The sequence below is a fragment of the Pseudoalteromonas neustonica genome (assembly GCF_001653135.1).
Lineage (GTDB): Bacteria > Pseudomonadota > Gammaproteobacteria > Enterobacterales > Alteromonadaceae > Pseudoalteromonas > Pseudoalteromonas neustonica.
Genome location: NZ_BDDS01000002.1, coordinates 568,744 through 587,808 on the forward strand (window position 1 = coordinate 568,744; position 19,065 = coordinate 587,808).

17 protein-coding genes and 2 pseudogenes are annotated in these 19,065 nt (G+C 40.2%); 10 read left to right on the forward strand and 9 right to left on the reverse strand.

Annotated features, from left to right (window positions below):
* Window positions 1-21 precede the first annotated feature (21 nt).
* The 3 genes from A7967_RS05795 to ttcA all read left to right on the forward strand — a co-directional run bounded on the left by A7967_RS05795 (window position 22) and on the right by ttcA (window position 2,798).
* Entirely contained in the window at window positions 22-756 is a 735-nt protein-coding gene (locus A7967_RS05795) for an FNR family transcription factor (protein ID WP_054203510.1), read from the forward strand.
* Window positions 757-881: 125 nt separating this feature from the next.
* A complete protein-coding gene (gene uspE, locus A7967_RS05800) occupies window positions 882-1,808 on the forward strand; it encodes a universal stress protein UspE (protein ID WP_054453367.1) in 927 nt (308 codons plus the stop codon).
* A gap of 81 nt (window positions 1,809-1,889) precedes the next feature.
* Window positions 1,890-2,798: a tRNA 2-thiocytidine(32) synthetase TtcA gene (gene ttcA, locus A7967_RS05805; RefSeq protein WP_054203508.1), complete on the forward strand. Its 909-nt coding sequence runs from the start codon at window positions 1,890-1,892 to the stop codon at window positions 2,796-2,798.
* A 50-nt stretch (window positions 2,799-2,848) separates the two neighbouring features.
* On the opposite strand, the gene secF is transcribed toward ttcA, so the two are convergent.
* The 3 genes from secF to A7967_RS05820 form a co-directional block, all read right to left on the reverse strand.
* The gene (gene secF / locus A7967_RS05810) at window positions 2,849-3,775 is read right to left on the reverse strand and encodes a protein translocase subunit SecF (protein ID WP_064435490.1); all 927 of its coding nucleotides are present in this window, start codon (window positions 3,773-3,775) and stop codon (window positions 2,849-2,851) included.
* Window positions 3,772-5,619, reverse strand: a complete 1,848-nt coding sequence (gene secD / locus A7967_RS05815) for a protein translocase subunit SecD (RefSeq protein WP_064435491.1) — start codon at window positions 5,617-5,619, stop codon at window positions 3,772-3,774. Before secD ends, secF begins: the two co-directional genes overlap by 4 nt.
* A gap of 90 nt (window positions 5,620-5,709) precedes the next feature.
* Window positions 5,710-6,186, reverse strand: coding sequence for a hypothetical protein (locus A7967_RS05820; RefSeq protein ID WP_054203505.1), 477 nt, complete (start codon window positions 6,184-6,186; stop codon window positions 5,710-5,712).
* Window positions 6,187-6,320: 134 nt separating this feature from the next.
* On the opposite strand from A7967_RS05820, the gene A7967_RS05825 reads away from it, so the two are divergent.
* The 4 genes from A7967_RS05825 to A7967_RS05840 all read left to right on the forward strand — a co-directional run bounded on the left by A7967_RS05825 (window position 6,321) and on the right by A7967_RS05840 (window position 12,515).
* The gene (locus A7967_RS05825) at window positions 6,321-8,072 is read left to right on the forward strand and encodes an ABCB family ABC transporter ATP-binding protein/permease (protein WP_064435501.1); all 1,752 of its coding nucleotides are present in this window, start codon (window positions 6,321-6,323) and stop codon (window positions 8,070-8,072) included.
* 131 nt (window positions 8,073-8,203) lie between these two features.
* Window positions 8,204-10,267, forward strand: coding sequence for a M13 family metallopeptidase (locus tag A7967_RS05830; protein ID WP_064435492.1), 2,064 nt, complete (start codon window positions 8,204-8,206; stop codon window positions 10,265-10,267).
* Window positions 10,268-10,451: 184 nt separating this feature from the next.
* A complete protein-coding gene (locus tag A7967_RS05835) occupies window positions 10,452-11,165 on the forward strand; it encodes a YebC/PmpR family DNA-binding transcriptional regulator (RefSeq protein WP_054203503.1) in 714 nt (237 codons plus the stop codon).
* A 75-nt stretch (window positions 11,166-11,240) separates the two neighbouring features.
* The gene (locus A7967_RS05840) at window positions 11,241-12,515 is read left to right on the forward strand and encodes a leucine-rich repeat-containing protein kinase family protein (RefSeq protein WP_064435493.1); all 1,275 of its coding nucleotides are present in this window, start codon (window positions 11,241-11,243) and stop codon (window positions 12,513-12,515) included.
* Window positions 12,516-12,770: 255 nt separating this feature from the next.
* Here A7967_RS05840 and A7967_RS05845 read toward each other — a convergent pair whose 3' ends face one another.
* The 3 genes and pseudogenes from A7967_RS05845 to A7967_RS22230 all read right to left on the reverse strand — a co-directional run bounded on the left by A7967_RS05845 (window position 12,771) and on the right by A7967_RS22230 (window position 16,243).
* Entirely contained in the window at window positions 12,771-13,799 is a 1,029-nt protein-coding gene (locus A7967_RS05845) for an alpha/beta fold hydrolase (RefSeq protein ID WP_082916315.1), read from the reverse strand.
* 245 nt (window positions 13,800-14,044) lie between these two features.
* A complete protein-coding gene (locus A7967_RS05850) occupies window positions 14,045-14,863 on the reverse strand; it encodes an alpha/beta fold hydrolase (RefSeq protein ID WP_054203500.1) in 819 nt (272 codons plus the stop codon).
* A 297-nt stretch (window positions 14,864-15,160) separates the two neighbouring features.
* Window positions 15,161-16,243: pseudogene (locus tag A7967_RS22230) on the reverse strand (transposase).
* Window positions 16,244-16,436: 193 nt separating this feature from the next.
* Between A7967_RS22230 and A7967_RS05865 the strand changes: the two are divergent.
* The 3 genes and pseudogenes from A7967_RS05865 to A7967_RS23290 all read left to right on the forward strand — a co-directional run.
* Window positions 16,437-16,919, forward strand: a complete 483-nt coding sequence (locus A7967_RS05865; RefSeq protein ID WP_064435496.1) for a hypothetical protein — start codon at window positions 16,437-16,439, stop codon at window positions 16,917-16,919.
* Window positions 16,912-17,115, forward strand: a complete 204-nt coding sequence (locus A7967_RS05870) for a helix-turn-helix transcriptional regulator (protein ID WP_054203496.1) — start codon at window positions 16,912-16,914, stop codon at window positions 17,113-17,115. The genes A7967_RS05865 and A7967_RS05870 overlap by 8 nt, the downstream gene beginning before the upstream one ends.
* 323 nt (window positions 17,116-17,438) lie before the next feature.
* A pseudogene (locus tag A7967_RS23290) lies at window positions 17,439-17,753 on the forward strand (group II intron maturase-specific domain-containing protein); the annotation flags it as partial.
* A gap of 82 nt (window positions 17,754-17,835) precedes the next feature.
* On the opposite strand, the gene A7967_RS05875 reads toward A7967_RS23290, so the two are convergent.
* From A7967_RS05875 to A7967_RS05885, 3 genes are all read right to left on the reverse strand, one after another.
* Window positions 17,836-18,096: a DUF7716 domain-containing protein gene (locus tag A7967_RS05875; RefSeq protein WP_244507092.1), complete on the reverse strand. Its 261-nt coding sequence runs from the start codon at window positions 18,094-18,096 to the stop codon at window positions 17,836-17,838.
* Window positions 18,097-18,316: 220 nt separating this feature from the next.
* A complete protein-coding gene (locus tag A7967_RS05880) occupies window positions 18,317-18,577 on the reverse strand; it encodes a Txe/YoeB family addiction module toxin (protein WP_054203494.1) in 261 nt (86 codons plus the stop codon).
* A complete protein-coding gene (locus tag A7967_RS05885) occupies window positions 18,574-18,825 on the reverse strand; it encodes a type II toxin-antitoxin system Phd/YefM family antitoxin (protein ID WP_054203493.1) in 252 nt (83 codons plus the stop codon). The genes A7967_RS05880 and A7967_RS05885 overlap by 4 nt, the downstream gene beginning before the upstream one ends.
* Window positions 18,826-19,065: the final 240 nt, after the last annotated feature.

Consider the following 19,065-nt stretch of genomic DNA (forward strand, 5'->3'; position numbering starts at 1 on the left):
GACATTTTATGGATATAACAGATGAATTTATCACACAATAAAGCAAAGACTAACTGCACGATTAGCTGTAACAATTGCAGTATCAGTCAATTATGCTTACCTTTTACACTCAATGGTCAAGAAATGGATAAACTTGATGAAATCATCGAACGTAAAAAACCACTGCACAAAGGCGACTTTTTATTTGAATCAGGTGCGCGTTTAAATGCCATTTTTGCTGTTCGTTCAGGTTCATTTAAGTCATATACTTTATCTGAGCAAGGCGATGAACAAATAACAGGATTTCACTTAGCCGGTGATTTAGTTGGTTTTGATGCTATCAATAAAATGGCCCACCAAAGCTTTTCGCAAGCACTAGAAACTTCAATGGTATGCGAAATTCCATTTGATACATTAGATGAACTGTCAGGTAAATTGCCTAAACTACGTCAACAAATTATGCGTTTAATGAGCAATGAAATTAACTATGATCAAGAAATGTTGTTGCTACTAAATAAAAAGTCTGCTGAAGAACGTTTAGCTAGTTTTATTTATAATTTATCAAATCGTTTTGGTGAGCGTGGCTTTTCGCGTAAAGAGTTTCGCTTTACGATGACAAGAGGTGAAATTGGTAATTATCTAGGTCTTACTGTCGAAACAATTAGCCGACTGTTAAGCCGCTTTCAAAAAGCAGACCTAATAAAAGTTGAGGGTAAGTTCATTACAATCCTCGACAGTGATGGATTACGTGATGCCGCAGCTATCCACCCGAAATAAACCTTGATCTAGCACAACATAAAGTATGCTGTTACTTTAACTACTCGCTATTTACGTTACACTCTAATGAGTCTGAAATGTAAATTATATCCTTCGATAGGTATACAGTAGTTAAGGAACAGCTCATGAACACCCTCAAACGCATACTTGCCGTTATTGACCCAACCGTTGATTCTCAGCATGGTTTATCTCGCTCTATTGATTTAGCCAAAAAGTCTGGTGCCGTTATCACTGCTTTTATGAGCATTTACGACTTTTCATATGAAATGACAACTATGCTCTCTGGCGATGAGCGCGAAGCAATGCGTAATGCCGTGGTTAAAGATCGCCAAGCATGGCTTGATGAAATTTTAGCCCAATACCCTGACATTAAAATACAAAGTAAAGTTGTTTGGCATAATCGCTCTTATGAAGCCATTATAGATACAGTGATCAGCGAGCAATTTGATATCGTCATTAAAGGCACGCATAAACATGACACTCTTAAATCTGTTATTTTTACCCCAACCGACTGGCACTTGATCCGAAAATGCCCAGCACCTGTGTTACTCGTCAAAGAACATGCGTGGCCAGAGAACGGGAATATTCTTGCAGCCGTAAACGCAATTAGTGAGAATGAACAGCATCTTGCACTTAACAACCGAATTATTAAAGATGCCCAATTTTTATGTGAACTTGCTAACGCAAAATTAAGCCTTGTGAATGCTTATCCAGCAACGCCTGTAAACATTGCGATCGAAATACCTGAGTTCAACCCAAGCGTATATAACGAATCAGTCAAAAAGCATCATATAGAATCCACACATACGCTGGCTAGCAAACATAATATTTCACACCAAGCGTGTGCCATTGAAGAAGGCTTACCCGAAGATGTTATTCCTGATGTTGCTGCGCGTTTAAATAGCGAATTAGTGGTTATTGGTACTGTAGGGCGCACTGGGTTAAGTGCTGCATTAGTGGGAAATACAGCCGAGCATGTAATCGATAGCCTCGATTGCGATGTATTAGCGCTTAAACCCGATGGCTACGTCAGCCCATTAACAAAAAATTAAGCTATAAATATGTTTTGAGCATTGCTGCTTTCGGCGTATAATGCGCCCCTTATTTTTACGCATAGTTCACAAGGGGGCGTAATGTCGCATTCTGTTCAAGCCAAAGCTCAACACAGCTTATCTAAGTTACAAAAACGCTTACGTCGTCAAACCGGTCAAGCGGTTATGGACTTCAATATGATTGAAGAAGGCGACCGTATCATGGTCTGCCTATCTGGTGGCAAAGATAGTTACACCCTACTTGATATGCTTAAACATCTCCAACGTGTTGCACCAATCAAGTTCGAGCTGTTTGTTATTAACCTTGATCAAAAGCAACCAGGGTTTCCTGAACATGTGTTACCTGAGTACTTAGATACTCAAGATATAGAATATAAGATTGTTGAAGAAGATACCTACAGCATCGTCACTGATATTATTCCTGAAGGCAAAACCACCTGCTCTTTATGTTCGCGTTTACGCCGTGGTATTTTATACCGCACTGCAAACGAAATGGGCGCTACCAAAATAGCGTTAGGCCATCACCGTGACGACATGATTGAAACACTGTTCTTAAACATGTTCTACGGCGGAAAACTTAAAAGTATGCCAGCTAAATTAATGAGCGATAACGGCGAGCACATGGTTATTCGTCCGCTAGCTTATTGTAAAGAAGCTGATATAGAACAATACGCAATCAGTCAAGCATACCCTATCATTCCATGTAATTTGTGTGGTTCGCAAGAAAACTTACAACGTAAACATACCAAAGCAATGCTAGCTCAGTGGGATATAGAGCACCCAGGGCGTGTTGAAAGTATTTTTACTGCGATGCAAAATGTCACCCCATCGCACTTAGCGGATAATAAATTATTTGATTTTAAGAATTTAAAAACGGGTGAAGTGATTGACGGTGGGGATATCGCATTAGATAAACCTGAGATCCCAAAACAGCCTTCACAAGACTCGCAGCAAGATACTGCCGAAGTCGTTACTATAAACCTTAGTTAATAGTCATAATACTAAAAACCGCAGCTTATTCGCTGCGGTTTTTATTTATTTTAAGGCATATCTAGCAAAGTTTGGCTTTTTTCATCCAATTTAGTTTGATAATTTTCATGTGTTAAACCTAGTAGTTGCGGCAATGTCACCGCAATACAAATAGAGGATAACGTCCCTACTAATATCCCTGTAAATAGTGCAATTGCAAAACCTTCTAATGGCGATCCCGCTAATAGCCATACGCTTGCAACTGTCGCCAGTGTCGTTCCTGAGGTGATCAAAGTACGCGTTAAGGTGCTTTTAATTGACTCGTTAATAACAGTATTAACACTGGTTTTTTGCATTTTTGTATCTAAGCGTAACAATTCACGCACCCTATCAGCCACAATAATTGAATCATTTAATGAATAACCAATAATGGCTAACAAGCTTGCTAATACCGTTAAATTAAAATCAAGTTGCAGCCATGCAAAAATACCCGCTACGACAATTACATCATGCATTAAGGCAACCACCGCGCCCAATGCTAAACGCCACTCAAACCGCAGTGCCAAATAAATCATGACCGCAACCATTGCACAGAACAACGCTAAAAGACCTTCATCAAATAACTCGTCACCAACTTGCGAGCCTAAATAAGACGATGACACAACCTGAACACCTAACGTATCGTCTTGCGTTAATGATTGTAGCCATGGCGTATTGCTTGCCTGCGCTGATTCTCTTAATTGAAAATGTTGGTTAGATTGCGCACTTAAAGTAAACTCATCGGGGTGGTAATGGCTTAGCTTCTGCGCCATTTGAGCTTCACTCATCGCTATTGATGTCGTAAATTCAGTTAAATAACCACCTGTAAAATCAAGACCAAAATTGAGCCCTTTTGTCGCAATACCCGTCACTGAAAAAATAATAAGTAAAATGCTAAATACTAAACCCGATAAGCGTAAGGTGGTGCCCGTTTTTATTTTAGAGTAAGTTTTTTTCATGCCTGTGCTCCTGTTTTGCTCGTTAATTTAAGATACACAGCTTGGCTTAACGCCTTTGAAACATAAACACCTGTAAATACACTCGTGATCAGACCAAGCGCAAGCGTGATCGCAAAGCCTTTAATCGGCCCGTAACCAATGCTAAATAAAATAATTGCAGTGATCATGGTCGTAATATTGGCATCAAAAATAGTTGTAAATGCTTGCTGATAACCCTGCTCTATCGCTTGATATGGTGCACGCCCTTTACGACGCTCTTCTTTAATACGTTCAAAAATAATCACATTCGTATCTACAGCCATACCAATGGTCAGTACTAAACCCGCGATCCCAGGCAAGGTCAACACAACCCCTGGTAACAGTGACATTAAGCCAACCAAAGCTGTTAAATTAAGCACCAGTGCGACATTAGCCACCAGCCCTAAGCCACGATACCAAATAGCCATAAAAGCAAGTGTGATCCCCATTCCCAGCATCAGCGCAGCTAAACCATTCGTGATGTTTTCAGCGCCAAGACTTGGCCCAATCGTTTGTTCTTGCACAATTGTGACAGGCGCAGTTAATGAACCTGCACGTAGTAACAATGCTAAGTCTTGCGCTGCTTGTGGGCTTTGCATATTAGTAATACTGAATTGACGACTTAAATGCTGAGCAATATTTGCCACATTTATCACTTCGCTTTTTTTGACCACCTCACCCTGCGCATTTTTATAATATTCAGAATACACAGTGGCCATTGGCTTACCGATATTGCGTTTTGAAAACGCTGACATCGCCTCCCCACCTTGGTTATCTAAGCTCAATTGCACCAAAGGTTTTCCCCACTCATCTCGCCCAGAGTGAGCATTATTAATATGCTGGCCTGAAAAAATAACAATGGGATCTAAATTAATCGTCCCGCCATTTTGTAGGTTAAAGGTTTTACCGCCGATCTCTTTTAGCTGATAAAAATCAAGAGATGCCGTAGCGCCAATAATTCGCTTAGCTTCTGCAGGATCTTGCACACCAGGTAATTCAATCCTAATGCGTTGCTTGCCTTGGCGCTGTGTGAGTGCTTCGGTGATACCAAGCTCCTCAATGCGCCCTCTAAGCGTTGTTAATGTTTGACTCATAACCTCTTTATTAAAAGTGCTACTTCCTTGTTCACTAAAACTAAACGCCACTGTGGTCATACTTCCTTGTGTTTGCTTAGTTGCAACTAAGCGCTGAAAACGTTTTAGTACTTGCGCTTGTACGCCAATCAAGCTCTCTTTTGCACTGCGTAAAGCATGTAGCTCAAAACCTTGTTCGTTTTTTTGCACTCGAACACCCCGTGCTTTTTCATCACGAATAATGCTTTTTGTTTGCTCGTAAGCGCTATCTAGCTGCTCTTGTTGCGCTTTTACTAAATCCACATCCAAAACAAACAATACACCTCCGTTTAAATCTAGGCCTAACTTTATCGGTTCTAAACCAAGCTGTTGTAACCAAGCAGGGCTTGTTTGATGAGTTACTATTTTTACATCAAAATAAGGATATTCACTTTTCAATGCCCGCTGCGCTGCCGCACTTTTGGTAGGTACTTGCAGCAACACATTAATAGAGGATGAATCCGATTTTGACCCCAAGGTGGATTGATCAACCATAAAGTTATGCTGATTTAAAAAGTCGATGACTGTTTTTTGTGAAGGTATATTCTTAATTAACTGCGACTGACTCTCAATAGAGATATTAAGCCATGACTTAGAGGGGTATAAATTTGGTAACGCACTAACAGCTAATAATAGTAGTGCAATGAACATTGCTACATAGCTAATTTTAAAACGCTGTAATAGCGGTTTCTTTAATGATTTTTTTAACATAATTCGTCCTTTAAACCGGCGCGCGCACCGATTTCACGCCATGCAGGCGCATTAATTTATTTGTTGTTCAAACCGAAAAATTATAAAGAAAAATTAAATATGGTAGGTACGCGTTGCACTATATTGTAAATTAGCGTCTTTCCAGCCGCTTATACGTGACTTTTTGCCTTCATAAACAATAAACCAAGGAGATATAATGGGTGGCTCAAGGGGGCGTAAATAAAGCTCACGCGCAAGACTTGGGGCAAAAAATTCAAATATAGTTTCATAGTTTGGTTCAACTTGACGTTGATATAAAAACAAAGATGAGTTATTTGCCGTTAAACGAGGCTGTAAAGCTTTAAAACCTAAATCTTCAGGCTGTTTTTTAACGCTATTTTTTACAAATGCAGATTTTGAAACAGATAGGTAGGAGTTTATAATACTATCTGGTGTATTATCTAACACAGACAGCACGTTAACATTATTCTTTTGCACAACATCGTTATTACCGTCAACAGCATTTGCCTGCACACTAAATAGCGCAGCAAATAAAATTAAAGCAGTGATAAATAAGCGAAGTTGAGTCATTTTTTAATCTAAAGTAAGTTACCCCACTATTATTGGGTGTCTATTAGTAAAATTCAATAGCTCTATTTAACTTTCAAGGGAAAATCATGCGCGGTATGGGCAAACGTACGCAAACGAGTAAACATCCAGATGCAATGAACCTAAAACAAAGCATTCTTACATTGTGGCCATACCTTGTGGTATTTAAAGGCCGTGTAACACTTGCTGCATTAGCTTTGATTGCCGCAAAAGGTGCAACTTTACTTATGCCATGGGCGCTGAAAGAAATAATCGACAGCGTAGATGCTAACCTACAAGACATTATTCTAGTGCCAGTCGCATTACTATTACTGTACGGTGGGCTGCGCTTTGCAAGCGTATTTTTTGGTGAAGTACGCGATGCCTTGTTTGGCCGCGTCACTGAGCATGCCATGCGTCATATTGGTTTAAAAGTATTTAAGCACCTGCACTCATTAGAGCTGGCATTTCATCTTGATAGACAAACTGGCGGTATAAGCCGTGACATTGAACGCGGTACCAGCGGGTTGAGTTTCTTAATGCGATTTTTAATGTTTAATATTATACCTACGCTATTTGAAATTCTGATAGTCGCGGTTATTTTTGCTACTTTATTTTCGCCTTGGTTTGCGTTAGTCACCTTACTCGCAGTTGCACTTTACATCACTTTTACAGTGGTCGTTACACAATGGCGAAACCGCTTTATTCGTGAAGCTAATCAAGCAGATAACAACAGCAATACCCGTGCCATAGACAGCTTACTAAATTACGAAACGGTAAAATATTTTAATAACGAAGAATATGAAGCCTCAACATACGACACTTTTTTAGCACGTTGGGAACAAGCACGATTAAAAAATCGCTTATCGTTACTTGCGCTTAATTCTGGCCAAGCCTTGATCATCGCCGCAGCTATCACGGTACTCATGTGGCTAGGCGCGTTAGAGGTCGTCACTGGCACACTAACAATTGGTGAATTAGTGATGATCAACGCCTACATGATCCAACTATTTTTACCTCTGAACTTTTTAGGGTTTGTGTACAGAGAAATACGCCGCGCCCTCACTGATCTTGAAAACATGCTAGGGCTATTAACACGTAAACCAAGCATTAATGATGGTCCTGGAGCAGAACCTTTAACATTAACACAAGGCGCTATTCGCTTTGAAAATGTTAAGTTTCATTATGACAGCGATCGGCCAATTTTGAATGAGTTGAGTTTTAACGTGCCAGCAGGAAGTAAAGTCGCCGTTGTCGGTGCCAGTGGCGCAGGTAAAAGTACCCTTGCTCGCCTGCTCTATCGTTTTTATGAACTCAACAGCGGCGCAATCTATATTGATGAACAGCCCATCCATAAGGTAACACTGGCAAGCCTAAGACAAGCCATTGCTATTGTGCCCCAAGATACCGTGTTATTTAACACCACTATTTTAGAAAACATTGCATACGGTCGCCCAGATGCCAGCGCTGATGAAATAAACAAAGCAATTGATATGGCCCATTTAAGGGCGTTTATTAACAGCCTAGATAAAGGTGACCAAACGCTTGTAGGTGAACGTGGATTAAAGGTATCAGGCGGTGAAAAGCAGCGTATCGCAATCGCACGGGCTATTTTAAAAAAATCCCCTATTTTAATTTTTGACGAGGCAACATCTGCTTTAGATTCACACTCAGAGCAAGCCATACTCAGTGCAATGCGTGAAGTAGCCAGTGAACATACAAGTATTGTCATTGCTCATAGACTATCCACTATCACGGATGCTGACACCATAATCGTGCTCAAAGCAGGCCAAGTCATCGAGCAAGGCAAGCATGATGACTTACTCGCCCTGCAAGGTGAATATGCCCGCATGTGGGAATTACAGCAAAAACAATCAGACAATGCATAAAAGGCTGGTTATTTTATCGTGCGCAGAGGTGATTCGCCTCAAAAAAATTGTCTGGTTGTTAGTATTCCTTAACAATCAAAATAGAAACAAATTTACGTATTAATAAAGTTAACGTTCAGGGGAACAACACAATGAAGAAGAACCTAATAGCAGCGGCATTAGCTGCCACCTTTATTACAGGCTGCTCAACGCCTGAGACAACAAAACAAGAGCAACAAATAGTTGCTGCTACAACAAAAGCAGAGCTAGGTAGCTTTGGTGTTGATTTATCAGCGCGTAATGAAGCAATTAAACCTGGTGATGATTTTTTTATGTACGCCAGCGGTACATGGTACGACAACTACAGCATGCCTGCTGATAAAACTCGTTATGGTGCATTCTCTGCACTTGCTGATCGCAGTGAAGAACGCGTTAAAACAATCATCGAAGAAATCGCAGCACGCAAAGATTTAAATGCTGAAGAGAAATTAGTTGCTGATTTCTACAATGCATATATGGATACAGACACTCTGAACAAACTCGGCGTAACACCGATAAAACCACTATTAACAGAGATCAACGCTGTATCATCAACGAATGACCTGACTGAGCTATTTGGTAAATCGTGGCTTACTGGCGTAAAAGCTCCGTTAGGTGGCGGTATGTGGTTTAACCGTTTAGATCCTAACAAATATGAAATGTCTTTAGGTGCTGGCGGTTTAGGCCTACCGGATCGTTCGTTCTACCTTGAAGATTCAGAGCGCTTTGTTAAAACGCGCGCAGCGTATGTCGCACACATTGCTGACATGTTGAAATTTGCTGACGTAGACAACGCAACCTCTCGTGCTCAAGCAATTCTTGCGCTTGAAACTAAAATTGCACAAGGTCACTGGCCTCGCGAGAAACGTCGTAACCGCGATATTACATTAAACCAAATCGACCGCGCTGAACTTACTAAAGCGTACCCTGGTTTTAACTGGGATTTATATTTTGCACAAACTGGGTATAAAGTACCGCAGTTAAATGTATCTCAACCAGAGCCAATTAAAGCCATGATTGACTTGATCAATCAAGAAGACCTAGCAGTATGGAAAGATTATTTAACGTATCATGCCCTAAGCGGTAATGCTGATTTACTCTCTGAAGATATTTTTAATACTAACTTTGCATTTTACGGTAAAGAACTAAGCGGACAACAAGAGCCTCGCCCACGTTGGAAGCGTGCTATCAGCCAAATGTCGAGCACTAACTCGCTTGGATTTGCTATTGGTAAAGTCTATGTAGCACGTTATTTCCCTGAATCTTCAAAGCAACAAATGTCAGAGCTTGTTGAAAATTTACGCACGGCATTGGGTGAGCGCATTGATAACCTAGACTGGATGGGTGCACAAACCAAAGTTAATGCACGTGCAAAATTAGCCGCCTTCGTACCAAAAATTGGTTACCCTGACGTATGGCAATCGTTTGACGGCTTAAGCATTAGCGATAACGATTTGATTGGCAACATTAAAAACATGCGTGAGTTTTTTCAAGCCGAAAGTGTTGCAAAAGAACTTAAGAAAACAGACCGCAACCGTTGGGGCATGACACCACAACGTGTTAATGCTTATTACAACAGTTCATTTAATGAAATTGTATTCCCAGCAGCCATTTTACAACCACCATTTTTCGATCCAAATGCAGACGCCGCGGTAAACTACGGCGGTATTGGTGCCGTTATCGGCCATGAAATGGGCCATGGCTTTGATGACCAAGGTTCAAAATCTGATGAAAATGGTGTGCAACGTAACTGGTGGACAGACGCTGATCGCGCCGCTTTTGACGCTAAAGCAGACCAACTTGCCGCACAATACAGTCAATACGAACCTATTCCTGGAAACTTTGTAAACGGGCGAAATAGCTTAGGTGAAAACATTGGTGATGTGGGCGGTTTAGCCATGGCATATCACGCCTACAAACTTAGCCTAAACGGCAAAGAAGCGCCTATTATTGATGGTCTAACAGGTGATCAACGCTTCTTTCTTGCATGGGCACAAGTATGGAAAGAAAAACGCACCGAACAAAGTATGTTAAACCAACTACGTGGTGGCACACATGCACCAGGTCGCTTTAGAGCCCAAGCACCGCGTAACCACGACGCATGGTACAAAGCATTTAATGTACAACCAGGTGACGCTTTGTATTTACCTGAAGACCAACGTGTCCGCATTTGGTAATTAAAAGATCTTTATAATATAACCCGCAACCGCGGGTTATATTTTTTTAGTCCCTTAATCAAACAACTTCCCCACCTCAAGCTATTTTAATTGCCACTGATTTCTGTATTTCCAAGCGACTAGGGTATAGAATACCGCACAACAAAATTTATACTTTCAAAAACATATTTAAGGCGAAACGCAGATGGGAAGAGCTTACCAAAACAAAAAAGATTCAATGGCTAAAACTGCGGGTGCTAAAACTAAAGTTTACTCAAAGTACGGTAAAGAAATTTATATTTGTGCTAAAAATGGCGGTACTGATCCTGATGGCAACTTATCACTACGTCGTTTAATTGAACGCGCTAAAAAAGATCAAGTACCTGCGCACGTTATTGACCGCGCAATCGATAAAGCCAAAGGCGGCGGCGGTGAAGATTACTCAGCAACACGTTACGAAGGCTATGGCCCGGGTAACTGTATGATTATTGTTGATTGCTTAACCGATAACAACAAACGTACTTTTGCTGACGTACGTGTATGCTTTACTAAAGCCAATGCTAAAATTGGCGCACAAAACTCGGTTTCTCATTTATTTGATCACCTTGCAATTTTTGTATTTGACGGTGATGACGACGAAGCCGTGCTTGAAGCGTTAATGATGGCAGACGTTGATGTTACTGACGTAGAAGTTGAAGCAGGTAAAGTGACTGTTTTTGCACCGCACACAGAATACAATAATACCCGCACTGCCCTAGAAGAAATGGGTATTACTGAGTTTGACGAAGATTTAATCTCTTTTGTTCCACAAATTGAAGCGCCGATTGAAGGTGAAGATGTTGAAGTAATGGAGCGCTTTTTAGCTATGCTAGAAGATTGTGACGACGTACAAAACGTATATCACAACGCACAGTTTTAATTTTATTGAATAAAATGATTACTAAGGCCAACTAAATTGGCCTTTTTATTTTTTAATTACAAATGGATGTGCATTTTGAATACCCTAGAAGATCTTCGCGCTGGTAAATTAGCTGGTGCAACACGTCTACAACTAGTTGAAGAGTTAACCACATTTCCAGACGAAATTTTCACCCTTGCCGATACCCTCGAAGTACTCGATTTATCAAACAATAACTTAGCTGACTTACCTGATGAATTTGCTAGCCTCGTAAAACTAAAACGCGTGTTTTTATCATTTAATCAGTTTAAACATATTCCGGCAGTATTATCTAAATGCCCTTCGCTTATTATGATTGCGTTTAAAGGCAATCAAATAACTGAATTTGCAGAGCATAGTTTGCCAACCTCAACCCAGTGGTTAATATTAACTGACAACCATATTGAACAGTTACCTGAGTCTTTTGGCGAACTTACGCAGCTTCGTAAACTGGCTCTGGCAGGTAATCGACTAACAACCTTGCCATGCAGTATGCAACACTGCAAAAGCCTTGAGCTGGTGCGCTTATCAGCCAATAACTTAACCCATATTGATGACTGGTTATTTGAATTACCAAAACTCACATGGCTTGCATTTGCAGGTAACGACTTTAATAAAGCCCAAAGTTTACAGCAAGTATCACTCACTGAAGCTCAGCTTGAAGCGTTTTCTTTAGTTGAACAAATTGGTGAAGGCGCATCAGGCATAATTCATTTAGCTAAATGGCAAAACAATGATGTCGCGTTAAAGCTATTTAAAGGCGCGATCACGAGTGATGGCTACCCGCTTGACGAAGTTAGTTGCTGTTTGCAAGCCGGCGAGCACAATAATCTTATAAACGTACTTGCTTATATCAATAACCCTCTGCAACTTGGCTTGGTTATGGAGTTGATCAGTAAAGATTATCAAAATCTTGGTTTACCACCATCACTTGAAACCTGCACCCGCGATACTTTTACCAAAAACACTGACTTTAGTGCAAATGAAATTACCTTAATTGCACAGCAGATGATCCATACACTTGCCCATTTACATGCTAACAACATAAGTCATGGCGATGTATACGCGCATAATATTATGGTAAACGCAGACCATAACGTGCTTTTTGGCGATTTTGGTGCCGCAACAAATTTGACGGCATTAACCGACTATCAACGTAAGCAAATGCAGCTTATTGAAGTAAGAGCGATTGGCTGTTTGATAGATGATTTACTTAATGTATGCAATGAAGTAAGTGCAAGGGTCGATCACTTAGTGATAATTGCGCAGCAGTCTATGAATACAGATATTACAAAGCGATTAACACTTACAGCGCTTACTGAAAAACTATAACAATAATACACGGCTTACTTAACGTGTAAGCCGTGTATTAGGTTCAAATATCTGGCTTTAGCTAAATCATGAATTATACCAATCAGAGCGAGAACGAGCCCTCACAAAGTGTCTATCACAATAAACAATAAGTGAGCCTTCCATTTTAATACACTAGTTTAAAATATTTTGACTAAACCACCTCAAGATACAGGATTAAGCGTTATTGATTTTAATTCCAACGACGCTCTCATCTTGAGATTGCGGGGTATATACTTAACGCGATAAAAACTTCAACATAGCGCGATTTACTTGTTCAGCCTGATCAACCGTTAAAAAGTGCCCCGCATTTTTTATTTGCTTGGTGTGTCCCTGCACCAGTATTTTCTTGGCCCGCTCAAGGCTATCATTGTTGTTCATCATATCATTATCACCGATTAAAACTAATGTCGGTAAAGTAATCTGTTGCAACTGCTGATCCGAAAATGGTCGTAGTTCGGTTATCAAACCCGGAACAGGATCATCCTCAAGTGCTGCTACATATTGATCTAAATAAATTGGGTTAATCATATGTGGCCGGCTTGACACACTTTGTAAGCTCTCTTGCACTTCATTGCGATCAGGATTGATAGTAAAAAAAATGCTCGCCAGCAAGTCGCCACTTAATTCTATCCAACCAAAGGTTTGCGCAGGACTTAGTAGCACCAAGCGCTGAATACGCGACTTTTCCCGGGTAGATTCAGCTAGAGTAATGGCGACCGCTTGCCAACCACCACGAGATGCACCTACCAGATGCAAAGAACTCAACTGCAAACGGTCAAATAACTCTTGATACCAACTTACCACCTGCTCCATATCGCTAATATCTGCACTTGCACGTGACCCGCCAGAGCCGAGCAGATCATCAATTGCATAAACGCGATAGTGTTCTGCCAGCGCGGCAATATTAGGGTACCACATGGCTGAATTGGCGTGCATACCGTGCAACAGAACCAACGGCTCAGCATCAGCGGGACCTGCTACAATAACCCGAGCTTGACCGAGAGAAGTCGGTACACTCAACTCACGATAAGCGATTGGCCACAAGCTAAGCGCACGTTGATAAAGTTCAGCATTAGACAACTGACTGGCCGATTGTTGTTGTAACTTAACATTCTCAGCGTGACGATCTGGCAATAAATACGCCGCTTCAGCCGAGATTATCTCAACTTTATCATCAAACCAATCACAGCCCCCCAGAATGACCAGCACAGTCAATATTACTAATGCCCTTATCAGGCTAATCATCTGCATACTTATTGTCATTTTAACTCCTATGAATCATGTCTTATCTAACACAGAAATAGCTTGAATTAAACCTTTGAAATTTATCATGGTTAATAATTTTCTGTAACTGTGTGAACTGTTTTACTATGGTTAAGATAAGCACAATAATTATCATCATGGACTAAGAGGTGATGCGAATTTTCCACCACTTTGGCCTGTGTGACTTATACGAATGTGCATGTGGTTTAAGCCCAGCCCTATTATTCGAATCATGCTTGTTATATTCAACTTTCGAAGAACTCTCGTATCTCTTTAACCAATGCTTCTGGTTTTTCTTCGATGACCAAATGTCCAGACTCAGGAACTATAACTAACTTAGAGTCTTTAATTTTACTATGAAGCACGTGAGCTTGTTCAACAGGGATCCATTGGTCCTCTTCACCCCACAGAATTAATGTAGGTACATCAAAGCTAGATAACTTATCTTGAAATTCATCCGTATACATTGAATTTGCTTGAGCTATTTGCCTATAAAAAGCTTTCTTACCTTCATCTCCAGACCAAGGGCGGAGAATACCGTCAATTGCTTCCTGAGATAATGGCTGATATGACGCTGTTTTTATGTATGCTTGAACGATTGCTGAATGAATGAAATCAGGTACTCCTGCAAAGGCTGCTTCATGCTTTTCAATATGTTTAAAAAATGGAGAGCCCCAAGGAGATAATGCAACTGGATCAATTACGACTATCTTTTTGTACTTTCGTTGATTCAGCAAGTAGTTTCTCAGTACTGTCGTACCCCCGAAATCATGCCCCACAATATAAGGTAACTTTAACTGCCAATGATCTATTAATGAATCTAATAGTTGATTTTGTACTTTTAAAGATACATCCGCATCACCTTTATCTGATTCACCATAACCTAGTAAATCAAAGTAATAGACTGTGTAGTCGCTTGAAAGTGCCTGAATCAAGTGCCTAAGGTTGAAAGATGACCAAGGCGTACCATGAACTAAAACAAGAGGCTCTCCTTTTCCTTCAATCCCATATTTCACTTTTCGACCTTGATACTCGAAAGTATAAGGTAAACTCCAAATGTCCATCGTATCTCCTTGAATATGACGCCGCAATATACGGCAAATTTTGCTGGGCTGATTTTTGCCCGCGCAGCAGATTCCCGAATTCATTATGCAAGGACAAAACAAATTAGACAGCCACTCTAATTGAAGCAACAAAGCTATTCCACTAAATTTACTTTTTAGGTTATGAATTTACCTTTTATTACTGGGCTGCTTTCATTTCCCCCATTAAATAAGTTATTAGTACTCTTAAGCCTAAATTACGCGCATAAAAATAACTGCATAATTGCAGTTTTAACTTTTTACTGAGGACTTTTAACTTTATGCCAGCAGCTTTTCGCTGTTACTGACGTTGCTACGCCGTTTTCTGCTCAAGTGTTCACTGTAACTCTCTTGTGAGGTCGTCCTACCTACTGCGCCATGAAATACGCGCGTAAATTGTGTCGTGAGTTTTAACCAGTTTTCTGGGGAGATATTGACTCTTTCTAGTAAAGGTAAATGTGTGCTTTCAATATACCCGCGCTTTCCTTCTCGTATACAACGCCCTGTTAATTCAATCAGTTCAAGGTAAGATTTAAGTTCAAACGGCAGGCCTTTTGGCATGATTTGACGTGGCATGCCTGAAAATCTTAATAGTTGCTTTGGTTGCTGCCTTCTGTTGCGCTTTCTAATCGTTTTTGCACACTCGTATGTGATGACTCTTCTGGCGTGTTTGCCATTTTGGCCCTGATAGGGTTTAAATCAACGTATGCCATACAGGCTGCTAATGATGCTTCATTAAGAAGCGCTTATGACTGCTTTTTATTTTAAAGAAAGGACCTTCCCACAAAGTTGTAAGGAACAACTTTGAACGCCTTAGGCGGCCCGAAGGGTGAGCGCCATGGACGGCAGCGAATAAAATCGGCCTGTGCAGTTATCTTCTTTATTCGCTTTACGCGCAATGTCTTCATTTAATAGCCGCATAAACCAGCTAATACTTGATAGCCGTTCACGGTATTGGTTTACTGTTTGATTAAAAAAGATAAGTTCAGTTTTACTTAGCTTTTCACCTTGCATGTATTTTTGAGTAAGCAAAGTGCCCTTACAGAGTTTATGCCAACGAATAACAATCGCTTTATCATTTAGCCGATTCGCTTTTTTATCATCAACATACAACACTAGGTGCGTGTACTTCAGGCGTCCTGCCTTTCGCCCTTCGGGCCAGCTGCGCTGTTGTTAAATGTTCCTGACATTTTGCTGGTTGCTCATAACAGCATACTCACACACATCAATACAAAATACCTTGCCTAGACTCAGTAGTTTCTCTTCAACCCACCCACTGCGGTGCTCATAAGACTTCCCTGTAAAACGGTCTTCCCCGCACAAGAAAATTCGGGTTTGTTTTTTGTTTATTTCCTCATTCATTTTCAAATTTCGTCTCTCGTTATTGGTCAAATATTAGCTAAAAATAAAAGAAAGCTTGCCTTTATGTAACCTTTAGGTGCCATTGATACCTAAAGGTTACATTTGGTGTATTTAGGTATCACGTGTAACCTTAAACGCAGTCAACACAATACGACATTAATTCGTCGCCAACAGAAAAGGGATATACACAAAGATGGAAAAATCACTATCAGTACCACCAGAAACGGAACAACAATATTTAGCAATTACCGGGAGAATCAGTATTGTACTAGCGCTCTTCCTTTTAGCTCAGGTGTTTTTAACAGTAATTAGTGAAAAAAACTCAGTTATCTATTGGCTATTAGATGTAATTGTATTTGTGAGTATTATTTATTGTATTGTGTTAGTTCTTAAATCGATGAAATTTGCAAAAAATATATCGAGTCTAGGTTACTGGGCGCTGAAATTTAACGACGAGTATGTGGATTATGTCAGTTCGTTCAGCTTGCGTGCTACCTGTCACATTATGGTAGTAGGCGGAATTTTCCTCGCTTATAGTGGCGACAGCAAGTGGTTTATAGAATTTATAGCTCCCTTTGGGCTTACGGATATGCTTCAAGTATTACTTGGCTTGGCAGCAGCCACGCATGGTGTGTTAATTTTGTGGAAACTACGTGAGGAAGGTCTTGATGAATGAAGATTTAGACAACCATCTTCACAAACTTAGATTGCAGCATAAAATTTCTCAGCAAGAGTTAGCAGATGCCATAGGCGTTTCTAGAAAAACCATCAGTACAGTAGAAACCGGGCGTTTTACACCATCGGTGGTAATTGCACTCAGAATTTCGGCTTATTTTGCTGTTTCAGTCGAGCAAATATTTACTTTGAGATAAATTTCTGGCTCGGGAGCTTTTGAAGATGTATTCAACGACGTTTGAGAACAACAAATTATGGGCTTTTGATAAAAAGGGTCTATACACATAATGACTCCCTAATGTCTATTGCCTAAATTAGCCCAACGAATGCTGGGCTATTTAAGTATGGTAACAAACAGCTACAGGTTTTCTACAAATAGCTTATAGATTCTACGATATTAAGTTATCCATGAACTTGGCTGCACGCAGAATGAGATTATATCGGATAGATTAGTATTGTATTTATCTGCGCTCTACTTGGCACAATGTAACTCATTGGGTGTCTAGCAAACTATGGGCAGTCCACTTATCAACTAACAGTAGATTTAGATCATTGGATCCGCCGTAGGATAAGAATGTGCTACTGGCGGCAATGGCGCTCTTTCCAAAGGAATAGCCCGTACCAAAGTACGCAGTTTAATGAAATTGGGTGTTAGCGAGCGACTCGCCATAGCCTGTGGTATCACCAGTACCAAAAGTAGGCGCTTGGAAGCGAAGGCCCTTGTAGAAGCTCAAAAACAAAAGGAATTAACATTGCATTAGGCAATGATTACTTAGCGTCACAAGGTTTAGTGTCATTGAAAGATATTTGGATCAATATTCATTACGGGAGATGAACCGCCCATTGCACTTCCTGTTAATAAAAAGCGCATGATGGGTAGTGTGGGGGCTGGAGGTTAGAGACCTCCGGCTACCCGATTAGCTGTTGATTAGTATAAACGCATCGTTTTCATAGTAATGCATAACAGCACTTAAAAGCTCATTCTGACTATAATCAGGCTTTTGCTCAAGTAAATTACTTTTAATACTTTGAAGATCAGCCACACTAAGAAAGCTTTTATACCCTTTAGCCACAGGATAAATTGGCTCATCGTCGTCATCTCGTTCTTCTTCCGCATCATCATCGATTATAAGAATCAGTGACGACATGCAGATTGAGTTATCAGGATATATATGCATATAGATTCCATTCGAAAGAGTCAATTTCACTCATAACATTTTCAAGATTTGATTCTAATCGCAAAAGACCACCCTAGTAAAAACAGCTAACGTCTGCGTAACACGTTTATTACTATGCAAATATACTTGATATTGACGCCTTAAAACGAGAAACACCCGGCAAACTGAGATTGCCGGGTGCAATAAATCGTGTTGATGCGATTGTTAACTGCGCTTCAAATTAATAATGATAGCGACAGGAAATTATTGTCAAATGTGCATCATTAACGGCATAAACTAATCGGTTGGTATCATCAATTCTACGTGACCAAAAACCTGCAAAATTTTCTTTCAATGGCTCAGGTTTACCAATACCTTCGAAGGGAGAACGCTTCGCATCAGTAATTAATTTATTGATGCGTTTCAGCGTTTTCTTACCCTGACCTTGCCAATACAAGTAATCATCCCAAGCATCGTCAGTCCAAGCTAACATTCGACTCATTCAAGTAAGCCTCTTTCCGTAATTTGACCGGTATTGTATTGAGCAATTGATTTGTTTAGATGAGCAGCATTAGCTGGAGAACGAGATAAATAAATCGTTTCCATTAAGCTATTATAATAATCCATAGACATTACAACTGCATCTTCAGAATCTCGACGAGTGATAACTGTGCAGTCCGCATCATTAACTACGCCATCAAGAACAGATTTAAGACCATTTCGAGCTTCAGTAAAAGAAACTATACGCATAATTACCTCTTTGTTGAGTTGTACTTAATATTGAACAAGTCTAAGTCATCAAAACTGAAATGTACAATATATTGCACAGGTAACAAAGAAGCAGTTAACGAGGCTGTAGAATTACTCTAACAGCCAAATTCAATTAAAAAACGAGCTCCTGTAATTAACTCTAAGCGTTTTTAAAGCATTAGGTAATGCATTTGGAACCCATAAAACAAGCTGTTTTTCTTAAAAAAGAGTAATTCTACA

What these genes read in the sequence shown, in the direction of transcription:
- A7967_RS05795 (WP_054203510.1), top strand. Translation starts at nt 22, where the DNA reads ATGAATTTATCACACAATAAAGCAAAGACTAACTGCACGATTAGCTGT.
- uspE (WP_054453367.1), top strand. Translation starts at nt 882, where the DNA reads ATGAACACCCTCAAACGCATACTTGCCGTTATTGACCCAACCGTTGAT.
- ttcA (WP_054203508.1), top strand. Translation starts at nt 1,890, where the DNA reads ATGTCGCATTCTGTTCAAGCCAAAGCTCAACACAGCTTATCTAAGTTA.
- secF (WP_064435490.1), bottom strand. Translation starts at nt 3,775, where the DNA reads ATGAAAAAAACTTACTCTAAAATAAAAACGGGCACCACCTTACGCTTA.
- A7967_RS05820 (WP_054203505.1), bottom strand. Translation starts at nt 6,186, where the DNA reads ATGACTCAACTTCGCTTATTTATCACTGCTTTAATTTTATTTGCTGCG.
- A7967_RS05825 (WP_064435501.1), top strand. Translation starts at nt 6,321, where the DNA reads ATGAACCTAAAACAAAGCATTCTTACATTGTGGCCATACCTTGTGGTA.
- A7967_RS05830 (WP_064435492.1), top strand. Translation starts at nt 8,204, where the DNA reads ATGAAGAAGAACCTAATAGCAGCGGCATTAGCTGCCACCTTTATTACA.
- A7967_RS05835 (WP_054203503.1), top strand. Translation starts at nt 10,452, where the DNA reads ATGGGAAGAGCTTACCAAAACAAAAAAGATTCAATGGCTAAAACTGCG.
- A7967_RS05845 (WP_082916315.1), bottom strand. Translation starts at nt 13,799, where the DNA reads ATGACAATAAGTATGCAGATGATTAGCCTGATAAGGGCATTAGTAATA.
- A7967_RS05850 (WP_054203500.1), bottom strand. Translation starts at nt 14,863, where the DNA reads ATGGACATTTGGAGTTTACCTTATACTTTCGAGTATCAAGGTCGAAAA.
- A7967_RS05865 (WP_064435496.1), top strand. Translation starts at nt 16,437, where the DNA reads ATGGAAAAATCACTATCAGTACCACCAGAAACGGAACAACAATATTTA.
- A7967_RS05870 (WP_054203496.1), top strand. Translation starts at nt 16,912, where the DNA reads ATGAATGAAGATTTAGACAACCATCTTCACAAACTTAGATTGCAGCAT.
- A7967_RS05875 (WP_244507092.1), bottom strand. Translation starts at nt 18,096, where the DNA reads ATGCATATATATCCTGATAACTCAATCTGCATGTCGTCACTGATTCTT.
- A7967_RS05880 (WP_054203494.1), bottom strand. Translation starts at nt 18,577, where the DNA reads ATGAGTCGAATGTTAGCTTGGACTGACGATGCTTGGGATGATTACTTG.
- A7967_RS05885 (WP_054203493.1), bottom strand. Translation starts at nt 18,825, where the DNA reads ATGCGTATAGTTTCTTTTACTGAAGCTCGAAATGGTCTTAAATCTGTT.